This window comes from Phytohabitans houttuyneae (assembly GCF_011764425.1).
Classification (GTDB): Bacteria; Actinomycetota; Actinomycetes; order Mycobacteriales; family Micromonosporaceae; genus Phytohabitans; species Phytohabitans houttuyneae.
The window spans coordinates 1,093,777-1,107,215 of sequence record NZ_BLPF01000004.1; the positions used below are offsets into that span (position 1 = coordinate 1,093,777).

The window sequence follows — 13,439 nt, forward strand, 5'->3', positions numbered from 1 at the left end:
CGTGTCCGAGACGGAGACGGCCAGCGGCCGGTCCGCGCCCGAGGTCCTCGCCTGGAGCCGTACCTGCGTCGACCCCGCCCTGCGCGCGGCCGTGGACACGCTCCCGGGCGCCCTGCGCCAGATAGCCGGCTACCACTTCGGCTGGTGGGACCGGGACGGGCAGGCGGTCGGCGCGGCCGGCGGCAAGGCGATCCGGCCGGCGCTGGTGCTGCTCAGCGCCGAGGCCGTCGGCGCTGACCCGACCACCGCGCTGCCCGCGGCGGTGGCGGTCGAGCTGGTGCACAACTTCTCGCTGCTGCACGACGACGTGATGGACGGCGACCGCACCCGCCGGCACCGGGACACCGCCTGGACCGTGTACGGGGTCGGCCCGGCGATCCTGGCCGGCGACGCGCTGCTCGCGCTCGCGTTCGACGTGCTTGCCGCGAGCGGTCACCCGGCCACCCACGAGGCCGGCCGGCTGCTGCACGGCGCGGTGCAGGACCTGCTCGACGGGCAGAGCGCCGACCTGGCGTTCGAGGCCCGCTCGGAGGTCGAGCTGCGTGAGTGCCTGGGCATGGCGCGGGGCAAGACCGGCGCGCTGCTCGGCTGCGCGTGCGCGCTCGGCGCGACGTTCGGCGGTGCGACATGGGAGCGGGTCGGCCGGTTCCGGGAGTTCGGCGAGCGGCTGGGGCTCGCGTTCCAGTTCGTCGACGACCTGCTCGGCATCTGGGGTGACCCGTCGGTGACCGGAAAGCCCGTGCACGCCGACCTCCGGCAGCGCAAGAAGTCACTGCCCGTGGTGGCCGCGCTGACCTCGGGCACACCGGCCGGGCGGGAGCTCGCCGCGCTCTACAGTGGAGAGCCGTCCGGCGCCGACCTGGTGCGGGCCGCCGAGCTTGTCGACCAGGCCGGTGGGCGGGACTGGAGCCAGGCACAGGCCGACGATCTGCTCGGCCAGGCGCTGCACCACCTGCGGTCGGCACACCCCGTCGCCGCGCCCGCCGCCGAGCTGGCCGGCCTGGCGGGGCTGGTGACGCGCCGGGATCGCTAGCTAATCGGCGGTTTCGCAGGATGCGCACGCGCGTGAACTGCACGTCCTCGGGGCGCGTGCCCTTGCATTAGGGCACGTTGTCTATGGACGGAGGCAACATGAACGTCAAGAGTGCGCGGCTGCTCGCCGTCGCGATCGTCACCCTCGTCGTCACCACGGCCGGCGGCAGCGCCGCGACCGCGGGCGGAGACGGCCCACGAGGCGGCAACGCCTTCCAGGAACGGCTTTCCGGGTACCAGGAGGATCCGCTCGTGCTGTCGACGACAGGCTCGGGACAGTTCCGCGCCCAGATCAACGACAGGACCGGTGAGATCGCGTACCGGCTCAGCTACACGGCCCTGGAAGGCAACATCACGCAGGCACACATCCACCTTGGGGGGAAAGCGCAAAGTGGCGGTATCAGCGTATTCCTCTGCACGAACCTCGGTAACGGGCCGGCCGGTACCCAGGCCTGCCCCGCCGCACCGGCGACTGTCACCGGCACCATCCGGGCGGCCGACGTGATCGGTCCGGTGGGCCAGGGGATCACGGCCGGGCAGTTCAGTGAACTCGTCGCCGCGATCCGCGCCGGCGCCACCTACGTGAACGTGCACAGCAGCCTCTACCCCGCCGGGGAGATCCGCGCCCAGCTGGGGCACGACCACCACTGACCGCACCGTTCGTGAACAGGGCGTTCATCCGGTCGCCGGCGCGACTTCGGGGGACGCCCTGATCACATCCCGGCACCAACCCGTACCGTAGAGCGATGAGCACGCTGGTCGATGAGGCGCGAGTGGCGGCCAACGGAGCCGCCGACCGCCTCGGGGTACAGGTCCTGGAGCTGTCCGAGGTGGACGACCAGCGGGCGGCCGCGGAGCTCTTACAGCGCGTCTGGGACGCCGACTCACCCGACCAGTTGGTCAACGCGGGCCTCATGCGTGCCTTCTCCCACTCCGGCAACTACGTCGTCGGCGCGTACCGGGGCGGCCAGCTGCTCGGCGCCGCTGTGGGCTTCATCGGCGCCGACCACCTGCACTCGCACATCGCGGGCGTGGAGCCGGGGCGGCAGGGCTCCGGCGTCGGGTACGCGATGAAGCTGCACCAGCGGGCGTGGGCGCTCGACCGGGGCTTTACGACGGTCTGCTGGACGTACGACCCGCTGGTGCGCCGCAACGCGTACTTCAACCTGTGCAAGCTCGGCGCCCGCGCCACGGCGTACCTGCCGGACTTCTACGGGCCGATGGACGTGGGCACCAACGCCGGCGGCCCGAGCGACCGCATGTACGTGCGCTGGGACCTCACCTCGCCCAGCGCGACCGCCGCGGCCAGCGGCGAGTGCCAGGAGGTCGACCCGGCCGGCGGGATCGTGGTGCTCGGGCGCGACGAGGAGGGCGGGCCGGCGCCGGTCGCCGAGGCGGGTGGCCGCCGGCTGCTGGTGGCCGCGCCGTCCGACGTCGAGGCGCTGCGCGGAGCCGACCCGTCGCTCGCCGGCCGTTGGCGGTACGCGCTGCGCGAGGCGGTGACCGTGGCGATGGAGCGCGGCTATAGCGTGGCGGGCGTGACGCGTGACGGCTGGTACGTGCTGGAAGACGCGTGATCGGGCCCGATACGGCGCCGGCCACCACGGCGCCGCCCGCGCGCGCGAAGGAAGGCACGGCATGAAGCTCACCGGGATCGAGCTGCGGCGGGTGGCGATGCCGCTGGTCGCGCCGTTCCGCACCTCGTTCGGCACCGAGTTCGCGCGCGACGTGCTGCTGGTCCGCGCGGTGACCGACGCGGCGGAGGGCTGGGGCGAGTGCGTGGCGATGTCCGAGCCGCGCTACTCCAGCGAGTTCGTGGACGGTGCCGCCGAGGTGGTCCGCCGCTTCCTCGCGCCGGCCGCCGCCGGGCTGCCGAGCGCCGACCCGGTCGCGGTGGAGCCGGTGTTCGCCGGGATCAAGGGCCACCCGATGGCCAAGGCGGCGGTACAGACCGCGCTGCTCGACGCCCAGCTGCGGGCGGCCGGGATCTCGTTCGGCGGCTACCTCGGCGCGGTGCGCGAGCGGGTGCCGGCCGGCGTCTCCGTCGGGATCATGGACTCGATCCCCGCGCTGCTGGACGCCGTCGACGGCTACCTCGGGCAGGGCTACCTGCGGATCAAGCTGAAGATCGAGCCCGGCTGGGACGTCGAGCCGGTGCGCGCGGTCCGCGAGCGCTTCGGCGACGAAGTGCTGCTCCAGGTCGACGCCAACACCGCGTACACGCTGGCGGACGCCCGGCACCTGGCCCGGCTCGACCCCTTCGACCTGCTGCTGATCGAGCAGCCGCTGCCCGAAGACGACGTGCGTGGGCACGCCGCGCTCGCCCGCCAGATCGGTACCCCCGTCTGCCTGGACGAGTCGATCACCTCGGCCCGCGCCGCGGCGGACGCGATCGCGCTCGGCGCCGCGGCGATCGTCAACGTCAAGCCCGGCCGCGTCGGTGGCTACCTGGAGGCCCGCCGGGTGCACGACGTGTGCGACGCGCACGGCGTGCCGGTGTGGTGCGGCGGCATGCTGGAGACCGGCCTCGGCCGCGCGGCCAACGTCGCGCTCGCCGCGCTGCCCAACTTCACGCTGCCCGGCGACACGTCCGCCTCCGACCGGTACTTCGCGCGGGACATCACGGCACCCTTCGTGCTGGAGGAGGGGCACGTGCGCGTGCCCACCGGCCCCGGCCTGGGCGTGGAGCCGGACGAGGACGCACTGCGGGACTGCACGACCGCGGCGGAGTGGCTCAAGCTCTGATCGACCCCTCCACGAAACCTGCTCGCAACATCCCCTTGACCCGGTGATCGATCGACGCCTAGCCTCCTCCAAGACGTAGGACATAGGACGTCCCATGAATGGGCGTGAAGGAGGCACCGTGGGTACCTCGACATACCGGACCATAAGCCGCCGAGACCTGCTGCGCTACAGCGCCATCCTCGGCGCCGCCGCCACCGTCACGGCGACCGTGTCGGCCTGCGAGAGCGGACCCGCCTCCACCGGCTCGGTCGGTGGCGACGGCGACAAGGACCTGGTCACCGCCGTGATCGGGTACGGCAACGACCAGAGCTGGGACCCCACCCAGACCGCGTCCGCGTTTTCGATGGCCGCGATCAACCACATCTACGAGGCGCTTGTCGAGACCGACCCGGTGACCCGCGAGCCCTACCCGGCGCTGGCCACCGCGCTGCCGGCCGACCCCGCGGCCACCACCTGGAAGTTCACGCTCCGGCAGGGCGCCAAGTGGCACGACGGCCAGCCGGTGACCGTCGACGACGTGCTCTTCACGTTTCAGCGGGTGCTCGATCCCGAGGCGAAGCCGCTGGTGGGCAACTTCTTCCGCTCCTGGCTCCAGGAGGTGCGCAAGGTCGACGACACGAGCGTGGAGCTGGTCTTCAAGTTTCCGTTCCCCGACGCGCTCAAGCGGCTCTCCATCGCCAAGATCATGCCAAAGCACGTCTTCGGGCGGCCGGCGGCTGGGACGCGGCCAAGGGTGGCAAGGCGGTCGGCTCCGGGCCGTTCAAGATGACCGCGCACAACCCGAAGTCCAACACCACGTTCGAGGCGTTCGCCGACTACAACGGGCCGCGCCGGGCCGCGTACAAGAAGATGAACTGGCTGTCCATTGTGGACGCGTCGGCCCGGGTGGCGAAGATCTCCGGCGGCCACGCCGAGGCGCAGATCTCGGACAACATCCCCTACGCCAACATCGACCAGCTCAAGAGCGGCGGGCTGACCGTCGAGGGCGCGACCGGGATGAACCACATGTTCCTGATGTTCAACACCGGCAACAAGCCCTTCGACGACGTGCGCGTGCGGCAGGCGCTGCTCTACGCGATCGACACCAAGACGATGATCGACGTCGCGCTCAAGGGGCACGGCACGGCGTCGACGAGCTTCCTCAACGAGCAGAACCCGTCGTACACCCGGGCCGGCACCGTGTACGCGTACGACCCGGACAAGGCCAAGTCGCTGCTCGCCGCGGCGGGCGTCACCGGGCTGTCCGTCACGCTGATGGCGGTCAACGTCAGCTGGATCGCCGACTGCCTCCCCACGATCGCCAACTCGTGGAACGCGATCGGCGTGCGCACCACGCTCCAGCCGCAGGACACCAGCGCGCTCTTCACCAAGATGGACCAGTCGCAGGACTACCAGGTCGTGGCGGCCGCCTCGAACCCCAACCAGTTCGGCATCGACGCCGACCTCATCCTGCGGTACAACTACACGCCCGGCGGCGTGTGGATGAAGTACACCAAGTGGGACGCCAGCCCGGCCGCGAAGGACCTCTTCGCCAAGATGGACAGGGCGACCGAGGAGCCGGACCAGGCCAAGAAGCTGGCCCTCACCCACCAGTACCTGAACGTGATCGCCGAGCAGGCGGTGCTCTACCCGGTCGTGCACACCGAGCTGATGACGGCCTGGGACGGCAAGAAGCTGTCCGGTGTGCGACCGCAGGGGTACCCGGGTATCAACCTGCTCCAGTCCAAGCGGGTCTGACCTCGTGGCCGTCATCGCCCGGATGCTGGCCCGCCGCGTCCTCATCCTCGTCCCGCTGCTGCTGGGCGTGATCCTGTTCGTCTTCATCGTCATGCGGTTTTCGAGCAACAAGCCCGAGTACGCGTACTTCCAGGGCACGAACCCGACGCAGGAGCAGATCCAGCAGTTTCGCGAGGAGAACGGGCTGACCGACCCGCTGCCGGTGCGGTACGTCCGGTTCGTCGGCGACCTGCTACAGGGAGACATGGGTACGAGCGTGCTGACCAGGGCGCCGGTGCTCGACTCGGTGCTCACCGCGCTGCCGCTGACGATGCAGCTGACCTTCCTCGGGCTGGGGATCGCCGTGGTGACCTCGCTGCTGCTGGGCGTCACCGCGGCGATCTTCCGAGATCGGTGGCCGGACCAGCTCATCCGGGTGGTCTCGCTGGGTGGGGTGGCGGCACCGTCGTTCTGGCTGGCACTGCTGATGATCCAGTGGCTGGCCGTGGACCGGGGGTGGTTTCCGACCGGCGGGTACATCAATCCGGCCGACTCGTTCAGCGGGTGGCTGCGCTCCATGGCGCTGCCCGCGCTGGCGCTGTCGCTGCCGGTCGCGGCCCAGCTCACCCGCATCGTCCGCACGTCGATGGTCGAGGAACTGGACAAGGACTACGTGCGCACGGCCATCGGCAGCGGCCTGCCGCCGATCGTCGTGGTCGGCCGCAACGTGCTGCGTAACGCCCTGATCAACCCGTTGACCGTGCTCGGCCTGCGGGTCGGCTACCTGCTCGGCGGTGCCGTGGTGATCGAGACGATCTTCGCGCTCCCGGGCATGGGCAAGCTCATGATCGACGGCGTCACCAACGGCGACCCGGCCGTCGTACAGGGCGTCGTGCTCACGATCGCCACCGGCTTCGTCGTGGTCAACCTCGTCGTCGACATCCTGTACCTGCTGGTCAACCCCCGCCTGCGGAGCTCGACATGAGGCGGCTCTCCGTACCCTCGTGGGTGGCGCTCGGCGTCATCCTCACCATCGCGGTCGTGGCGCTGCTCGCGCCCTGGCTCGCCCCGCACTCGCCGCTCGACCAGGCCAGCGCGAGCGGCGGCCCGTCGGCCGAGCACTGGATGGGCCTGGACAGCGCCAACCGCGACGTGCTCAGCCGCCTGATGCACGGCGCGCGCTGGTCGCTCATCATTGGCCTCGGTGCCACGCTCCTCGCCCTGATCGTCGGCTCGATCGCCGGCGCCACCGCGGCCGCCGCGCCGAAGGCGTGGATCGACGAGGCGCTCATGCGCGGCCTCGACGTCGTGATGGCGTTTCCCGGCATCGCGCTCGCCGCTGTGCTGGTGGCCGTCTTCGGCGGCAGCGTGCCGGTGCTGGTCTGCGCCATCGCCTTCCTCTACATGCCGTCGGTGGCCCGGGTGGTCCGCGCGAACGTCCTCGCCCAGTACGGCGAGGACTATGTCGCCGCCGAGCGGACCATCGGCGCCCGCAGCTGGCACATCCTGGTCAAGCACGTGGCCATCAACTGCGCCGCGCCGGTGCTGGTCTTCTGCACGGTGATGGTGGCGGACGCGATCGTCTTCGAGGCGTCGCTGTCGTTCATCGGCGCCGGAGTGCGGCCGCCCGACCCGTCGTGGGGCAGCGTCATCGCCGACGGCAAGAACATGGTGCTGCTCGGCGGCTGGTGGGCCACGGTCTTCCCGGGCCTGCTGATCCTCGTCACGGTGCTGTCGCTCAACATCCTCTCCGAGGGCGTGTCGGACGCCTGGGCCGCGCCCACCGCCCGGCGCGTACCGAGGTCCACAAAGGAGGGTGACGCCATCGAGGCGGCCCGCCCCGGTTCCGGCGAGGTGGTGCCGCTGCCCGGGCTCGCCGAGGCGGCGCGGCGGCTGGCCGAGCGGGCCCGGCCGCTGCCCGGCGGCGAACCGGTCCTGTCCGTACGCGACCTGGCGATCCGCTTCCCGGGACGGCACGACGACCGGGACATCGTCGACGGCATCTCCTTCGAGGTCCGGCCGGGCGAGGTGCTCGGGCTGGTCGGCGAGTCCGGCTGCGGCAAGTCGCTGACCGCGCTGACGGTGATGGGGCTGGAGCCGCGCGGCGCGCGGGTGCACGGGCGGATCGACTTCGACGGCCGGGACCTGCTCACCACGCCCCGCCGCGCACGCCGCAAGCTGCTCGGCCACGAGATGGCGATGGTCTACCAGGACGCGCTCTCCTCGTTGAACCCGGCGATGACCATCCGCGCCCAGCTCAAGCAGCTCATCCGCCGCGGCGGCAAGCGCAGCGCCACCGAGCTGCTGGAGATGGTGGGGCTCGACCCGGGGCGCACGCTGTCGTCGTACCCGCACGAGCTCTCCGGCGGCCAGCGGCAGCGGGTGCTGATCGCGATGGCGCTGTCCCGCGACCCCAAGCTGATCGTCGCGGACGAGCCGACCACCGCGCTCGACGTGACCGTGCAGGCACAGGTGATCCAGCTGCTGCTGCGCCTGCGTGCCGAGCTCGGGTTCGCGCTGATCCTCGTCTCCCACGACCTCGCGCTGGTCGCCGACGTGACCGACCGGGTCGCCGTGATGTACGGCGGCCAGATCGTCGAGACCGGCGTCACCGCCACGCTCGTCGGCGCGCCCGCGCACCACTACACCCGTGGCCTGCTCGGCTCGGTGCTCTCGCTGGAGGCGGCGGCGCCGCGGCTCACCCAGATCCGGGGCGTGGTGCCGTCACCGGCCGACTTTCCGGCCGGCTGCCGCTTCGCCGACCGCTGCCCGATGGCGACCGACGTGTGCCGGGCGGAGGCACCGCCGCTCGCCGGGGAGGCCGGCCACGAGGTCGCCTGCCACCATCCGGCGACCGTCCTGGCGGGTGTCTCATGAGCGTCCTGCTTGAACTGTCCGATGTGCACGTCGTGCACAAGGCCCGCTCGGGCGGGCTGTTCCACCGCGACCGCGTGTACGCGCTCACCGGCGCCGACCTCACCGTCGCGGCCGGCGAGACCGTGGGAATCGTGGGGGAGTCCGGCTGCGGCAAGACCACGCTGGCCAAGGTGCTCGTTGGCCTGCAGCGCCCGACGTCGGGGCGGGTCACCTTCAAGGGGAACGACCTGGGCAGCATGCCCGACTTCCGCCGTCGCCGCCTGATCGGGGCGGGCGTCGGCATGGTCTTCCAGGACCCGTCGACGGCGCTCAACCGGCGCCTGCCGGTACGCCAGGTGCTGCGCGACCCGCTGGACGTGCACGGCCGGGGCACGCCGCGCCAGCGCGAGGAGCGGGTACGCGAGCTGCTCGCCCAGGTGGGTCTCCCGGCCAGCGCCGCGGACGTGCTGCCCGGCCAGCTCTCCGGCGGGCAGCGGCAGCGGGTCGCCATCGCGCGGGCGCTCGCCCTCGACCCGGACCTGCTGATCGCGGACGAGCCGACCAGCGCACTCGACGTCTCCGTGCGCGCGCAGATCCTCAACCTGCTGCTCGACCTCAAGGAACGGCTGGGGCTCGCGCTCGTCTTCGTCTCGCACGACATACAGACCGTGCGGCGGATGAGCGACCGGGTGGTCACGATGTACCTCGGCCGGATCGTCGAGCAGACCCCGGCGGGTGCGTTGCCGCACGGGGCGCGCCACCCGTACACGCGGGCGCTCTTCTCGGCGACGCCCGGCCTGCTGCACCCGATCGACCCGATCCCGCTCGCCGGCCCCGTGCCGTCGGCCACCCGGCCGCCGAGCGGCTGCCCCTTCCGCACCCGCTGCTGGCGCGCCGCCGACGACTGCGCGGCGGACATGCCGCCGGTGGAGCGCACCTCGGGGCACCTCGTTCGCTGCTTCCACCCGGTACCGGCCGGCGCCACCGACCGCGAGCTGATCAGCCAAGCACAGGAGCGTTCATGACCACGGCACAGGCCCTCACCGGCGTCATCCCACCGGTGTGCACCCCGCTCACCCCGCGGTACGAGGTGGACACCGGCTCACTGACCCGGCTCGTCGACCACCTGCTCGACGGGGGCGTGGACGCGCTCTTCCTGCTCGGGTCCTCGTCGGAGGCGGCGTTCCTGCCGGACCGGCACCGGCGGGTCGTGCTGGAGACCGTCGTCGGCCACGTCGCCGGCCGCGTGCCGGTGCTCGCCGGCGTCATCGACATGACCACGCTGCGGGTGCTCGACCACGTGCGGGCGGCCGTCGACGCCGGCGTGGACGGGATCGTCGCCACCGCGCCCTTCTACGCGCGGACGCACCCGGCTGAGATACGCGCTCACTTCCGGGCGATCGCGGAGGCGGCGGGGCGGCCGCTGTACGCGTACGACCTGCCCGTGTCCGTGCACAGCAAGCTCGCCACCGACCTGGTGCTGGACCTGGCCGCCGAGGGTGTGCTGGCCGGCGTCAAGGACTCCAGCGGCGACGAGGGCGGGCTGCGGTCGGTGATCCTCGGCCGGCGGGACCGCGAGGACATCAGCGGGTTCAGCGTGCTGACCGGCTCGGAGCTGACCGTCGACTCAGCGCTGTGGATGGGCGCGAACGGCGTCGTACCCGGACTGGGCAATGTGGACCCGCACGGCTACGTACGGCTGCTGCGCTCGGCGTGGGCCGGCGAGTGGGACGCGGCGCGGGCGGAGCAGGAGCGGCTGCTGCACCTCTTCGCGCTCATCACGGTGGGAGGCACGCGCATGGGCATCAGCTCGTCCGCACTCGGCGCCTTCAAGGCCGCGCTCTTCCTGCGCGGCGTCATCGACCATCCGACGACCGCGCCGCCGCAGATACCGCTCGACGACGACGAGATCGGCCGGGTCGGCAAGTACCTGGCCGCGGCGGGGCTGGTCTGATGAAGGCGCTCGCGGCACTCCTCCTCCTGGCCGGATCCGTGGTCTCGCCGGCGCCCGAGCCGTTCGTGGACGAGCAGGTCATCTACCGGCAGGGCGACTTCGGGTACGCCTGCTTCCGCATCCCCGCCGCCGTACGGGCGAACGACGGCACCGTCCTCGCCTTCGCCGAGGGGCGCGTCGCGGACTGCGGCGACGACGGCGACATCGACCTCGTGCTGCGCCGCTCCACCGACGGTGGGCGTACCTGGGGACCGCTGCAGGTGGTCTCCGAGGGGAGCGGGAGCACGCACGGCAACCCGGTGCCGATCGTCGACCGGCGCACCGGGCGGGTCGTCGTGATCACCACCCACAATGGACCGGCACCGTGCACGGACGGCTGTGACCGCGACCCGTACGTGCAGGTGAGCGACGACAGCGGAGCCACCTGGACGGCGCCCCGCGAGCTCACCGACGCGAAACGACCCGAGTGGAACCACTGGTACGCCACCGGGCCGATGCACGGCATCCAGCTGGAGCGCGGCCCGCACGCCGGGCGGCTCGTGGTCGGCGCCAGCTTCGAGAGCTGGGATCGGGTCGGCCCGCACGTGTACGGCACGCACCTGCTCTACAGCGACGACGGCGGCGAGACCTGGCACATCGGCGCGGAGACGTCCCGCGACGACGGGCGGGTCATCGCGCAGGAGGTGACGGTCGTCGAGCTGCGCGACGGGCGGATCTACGCGCTGGCCCGCGAGCGGGGCACCGACCCGGGCAGCCGCGCGTACGCGACCAGCGGCGACAGCGGCCACACGTGGGAGGGCCCCTTCCGGACACTGCCGGCGCTGGCGATGCCGGACGTGCAGGGGTCGCTGCTGCGCTTCGACTCCGGGCGGATCCTCTTCTCCGCGCCCGCGCACCCGGCCGCCCGCGAGGTGGCGTCGATCCGCTCGTCGTACGACGAAGGCCGCACGTGGGAGGCGTGGCAGCAGGGCAAGGTCTTCTCGTGGGGCCCGAGCGCGTACTCGGACATGGTGCGGCTCGACGGTGACGAGGCGGCGCTGATGTACGAGGCGGGGGCGTCGACGCCGTACGAGAGCATCCGGTGGGCACGGTTCAACGAGGCGTACCTTGACACGCCGAACGGCACACCGCCCGGTATCCCCGGCCCGCCCGCGCCCGGCCCCACGACCCCGGACGCCTCGCCCGCCCGCAACCCGGCATACGTGCGCGGAGAGGCGAGCCCCGGCGAGGGGCGGTTCGGTGGCGGGCTGGCGCTGGACGGCGTGGACGACCGGGTCGAGGTGCCGTTCGACGCCTCGATCGACCTCGGCGCCGGCGACTTCACGCTCACCGCCTGGCTCCGGTACACGGAGACCGCCAAGCAGGGAGCGATCCTCTGGGCGTACCGGATGGGCAGCGGGACCACCCCGCAGGTCTGGCTGCGCGCGGAGCCGGCCAGCAAGCGGATCCGGGCCTTGATGGCGGTCGACCGCTTCACGGTCAGCGTCGCCTCGACGGCGGCCTACAACGACGGCGCCTGGCACCACGTGGCGCTGCGCCGCGGCGACGGGCGGCTCGCCCTGCTGGTCGACGGCGTCGAGGTGGCGTCCGCGGCGGCCCCGCCCGGCTCGGTCACCGCGGGCAAGGAGTTCGGCGTGCAGGGCATCCACATCGGACAGCGGGTCGACGGCGCGGACCGCCTGCGCGGCACGGTGGACGAGGTCCGCGTCTACCGCCGGGCCCTGTCCGGCACCGAACTGCGCCTGGTCCGCGAGTGGAACGCCCCCATCGGCGGCCAGCTCGGCCTCCGCCTGCCCTTCCACTAGAGGATCAAGTTCCAAGGGGTTTGGGCTACCGCGATGTCCGTGGTGGTCCGGACCGTTGCTCCCGCGGCCTCACCCTCCGCGTCCCGACAGCTCACCCCAAAGGGCACGCTCCCGCGGACCTGGCGCGGCGGTGCTTTGGGGCTTGGCCCACGGACCCGGCAGCGGAGGTCGGGGGTTCGGCGAGCCCTTGCGAGCCGCCGACCGCAGCGGTGCCCGCGGGAGCACGCGGTCCGCAGGTGATGCGGACCGGGGCATCGAAATGCTTGAAGGGTGGTGCCGGTTAGCGGCCGCGCATCTGGCGGAACGCGCCCTTCGAGGGCCGCATGTTCTTGGGGATGGCGCCCTTGGGCAGGTTGGGCCGGGCGGAGAGGGCGGTCAGGCGCTTGTCGAGCGCGTTGACGTCCTTGCCGGTGAGGTTGCGCGGCAGGCGCATGAGCGTGGTCCGCAGCTTGCGGATCGACAGCTCGTCCTCGCCGGTGCCGACGATGTAGTCGTACATCGGGGCGTTGCCGATCACCTTCGCGAGGCGGCGCTTCTCCTGGCCGAGGAGGCTGCGCACCCGCTGCGGGTTGCCCTCCGCGAGCAGGATCACGCCCGGGCGGCCGAGCACCAGGTGCACCATGTCCATCTGCGTGGTGGAGCTCACCGCGGTGGTCACCCGCCAGTCGCCGCGCATGTTTTCCACCAGCTGCGCGGCGGCGCCCGGCTGGCCCTCGGCGGCGGTCATCATCGCCGCGTTGGAGCGCAGGTTGAGCACGATGAGCACGGCGAGCAGGGTGAGCAGGATGCCCACGGGCAGCCACAGCCAGCCCCAGGTGATCACCGCCACCACGGTGAGCGCGAGCGGGATGAGCACCGCGGCGGCGACGAGCGGTGCGAACCACTTGTCGCGTTTGGCGGTGAACGAGAAAACCATCCCGATCTGCTTCAGCCGCTGGCCGAACGTGACCTTCTCCTCGGGCTTTGCCATGCCCAGGAGTCTAAGGGCTGCGCGAGGTAAGTACCTTACGGCCCTGGGCCGCCCTCGCGGCGCCGCGTAAGTACCCCGCCTGCCTGCAACATCAGGCATCGCACCAATGCGGGCACGCCGCCTTCGCGCGGACAGTAATTGTCATGACGATCCTTGACCCACACTCCACGCTGACCCTCCACCGTCACCGTTCCGCCGAGCTGCACGCCGAGGCCGACCGGGTGCGCCTGGCTCGCGCCGTCGTGCGCGGCGGCGGTCCCGAGCGGCCGCACTGGTGGTCCCGCTCCGGCCGGCGCCACCACGGAGCCGCCACGCGGGCGCCCGCGCTGCCTTGAACCCACACCGGGGCCCGGCCCGTCAC

13 protein-coding genes are annotated in these 13,439 nt (G+C 72.1%); 12 read left to right on the plus strand and 1 reads right to left on the minus strand.

From position 1 onward, the window contains the following. Position 1 precedes the first annotated feature (1 nt). The 11 genes from Phou_RS47110 (at position 2) to Phou_RS47155 (ending at position 12,108) form a co-directional block, all read left to right on the plus strand. A complete protein-coding gene (locus Phou_RS47110) occupies positions 2-1,033 on the plus strand; it encodes a family 2 encapsulin nanocompartment cargo protein polyprenyl transferase (protein ID WP_173070794.1) in 1,032 nt (343 codons plus the stop codon). A gap of 98 nt (positions 1,034-1,131) precedes the next feature. Continuing rightward, positions 1,132-1,683 carry a CHRD domain-containing protein gene (locus Phou_RS47115; protein ID WP_173070796.1) on the plus strand — a complete coding sequence of 184 codons (552 nt, stop codon included), beginning with the start codon at positions 1,132-1,134 and terminating at the stop codon, positions 1,681-1,683. A gap of 95 nt (positions 1,684-1,778) precedes the next feature. Further along, on the plus strand, positions 1,779-2,609 hold the full coding sequence (locus tag Phou_RS47120; protein ID WP_173070798.1) for a GNAT family N-acetyltransferase: 831 nt from the start codon (positions 1,779-1,781) through the stop codon (positions 2,607-2,609). Between the two features lie 61 nt (positions 2,610-2,670). Beyond that, entirely contained in the window at positions 2,671-3,777 is a 1,107-nt protein-coding gene (menC, locus tag Phou_RS47125; RefSeq protein ID WP_173070800.1) for an o-succinylbenzoate synthase, read from the plus strand. A gap of 118 nt (positions 3,778-3,895) precedes the next feature. Next, positions 3,896-4,546 (plus strand): ABC transporter substrate-binding protein, encoded by a 651-nt coding sequence (locus tag Phou_RS54825; RefSeq protein ID WP_218579617.1) that lies wholly within the window; start codon positions 3,896-3,898, stop codon positions 4,544-4,546. Further along, positions 4,543-5,514 carry an ABC transporter substrate-binding protein gene (locus Phou_RS54830; protein ID WP_218579659.1) on the plus strand — a complete coding sequence of 324 codons (972 nt, stop codon included), beginning with the start codon at positions 4,543-4,545 and terminating at the stop codon, positions 5,512-5,514. The genes Phou_RS54825 and Phou_RS54830 overlap by 4 nt, the downstream gene beginning before the upstream one ends. Positions 5,515-5,518: 4 nt before the next feature. Continuing rightward, on the plus strand, positions 5,519-6,478 hold the full coding sequence (locus tag Phou_RS47135) for an ABC transporter permease (RefSeq protein ID WP_173070802.1): 960 nt from the start codon (positions 5,519-5,521) through the stop codon (positions 6,476-6,478). Further along, positions 6,475-8,370 (plus strand): dipeptide/oligopeptide/nickel ABC transporter permease/ATP-binding protein, encoded by a 1,896-nt coding sequence (locus Phou_RS47140; protein ID WP_173070804.1) that lies wholly within the window; start codon positions 6,475-6,477, stop codon positions 8,368-8,370. Before Phou_RS47135 ends, Phou_RS47140 begins: the two co-directional genes overlap by 4 nt. After that, entirely contained in the window at positions 8,367-9,374 is a 1,008-nt protein-coding gene (locus Phou_RS47145) for an oligopeptide/dipeptide ABC transporter ATP-binding protein (RefSeq protein ID WP_173070806.1), read from the plus strand. The genes Phou_RS47140 and Phou_RS47145 overlap by 4 nt, the downstream gene beginning before the upstream one ends. Beyond that, on the plus strand, positions 9,371-10,303 hold the full coding sequence (locus Phou_RS47150; protein ID WP_173070808.1) for a dihydrodipicolinate synthase family protein: 933 nt from the start codon (positions 9,371-9,373) through the stop codon (positions 10,301-10,303). The genes Phou_RS47145 and Phou_RS47150 overlap by 4 nt, the downstream gene beginning before the upstream one ends. Continuing rightward, positions 10,303-12,108: a sialidase family protein gene (locus Phou_RS47155; protein WP_173070810.1), complete on the plus strand. Its 1,806-nt coding sequence runs from the start codon at positions 10,303-10,305 to the stop codon at positions 12,106-12,108. The genes Phou_RS47150 and Phou_RS47155 overlap by 1 nt, the downstream gene beginning before the upstream one ends. A gap of 280 nt (positions 12,109-12,388) precedes the next feature. Here Phou_RS47155 and Phou_RS47160 read toward each other — a convergent pair whose 3' ends face one another. Further along, a complete protein-coding gene (locus tag Phou_RS47160) occupies positions 12,389-13,078 on the minus strand; it encodes a DUF4191 domain-containing protein (RefSeq protein ID WP_173070812.1) in 690 nt (229 codons plus the stop codon). A gap of 143 nt (positions 13,079-13,221) precedes the next feature. Here Phou_RS47160 and Phou_RS47165 point away from each other — a divergent pair, with 143 nt between their 5' ends. Beyond that, positions 13,222-13,413, plus strand: a complete 192-nt coding sequence (locus tag Phou_RS47165) for a hypothetical protein (protein ID WP_173070814.1) — start codon at positions 13,222-13,224, stop codon at positions 13,411-13,413. Positions 13,414-13,439: the final 26 nt, after the last annotated feature.

Excerpts from the sequence above, each read along its gene's own strand:
- Phou_RS47140 (WP_173070804.1), top strand. The coding sequence starts at position 6,475 with ATGAGGCGGCTCTCCGTACCCTCGTGGGTGGCGCTCGGCGTCATCCTC.
- Phou_RS47145 (WP_173070806.1), top strand. The coding sequence starts at position 8,367 with ATGAGCGTCCTGCTTGAACTGTCCGATGTGCACGTCGTGCACAAGGCC.
- Phou_RS47115 (WP_173070796.1), top strand. The coding sequence starts at position 1,132 with ATGAACGTCAAGAGTGCGCGGCTGCTCGCCGTCGCGATCGTCACCCTC.
- Phou_RS47120 (WP_173070798.1), top strand. The coding sequence starts at position 1,779 with ATGAGCACGCTGGTCGATGAGGCGCGAGTGGCGGCCAACGGAGCCGCC.
- menC (WP_173070800.1), top strand. The coding sequence starts at position 2,671 with ATGAAGCTCACCGGGATCGAGCTGCGGCGGGTGGCGATGCCGCTGGTC.
- Phou_RS54830 (WP_218579659.1), top strand. The coding sequence starts at position 4,543 with ATGACCGCGCACAACCCGAAGTCCAACACCACGTTCGAGGCGTTCGCC.
- Phou_RS47160 (WP_173070812.1), bottom strand. The coding sequence starts at position 13,078 with ATGGCAAAGCCCGAGGAGAAGGTCACGTTCGGCCAGCGGCTGAAGCAG.
- Phou_RS47150 (WP_173070808.1), top strand. The coding sequence starts at position 9,371 with ATGACCACGGCACAGGCCCTCACCGGCGTCATCCCACCGGTGTGCACC.
- Phou_RS47155 (WP_173070810.1), top strand. The coding sequence starts at position 10,303 with ATGAAGGCGCTCGCGGCACTCCTCCTCCTGGCCGGATCCGTGGTCTCG.
- Phou_RS47165 (WP_173070814.1), top strand. The coding sequence starts at position 13,222 with ATGACGATCCTTGACCCACACTCCACGCTGACCCTCCACCGTCACCGT.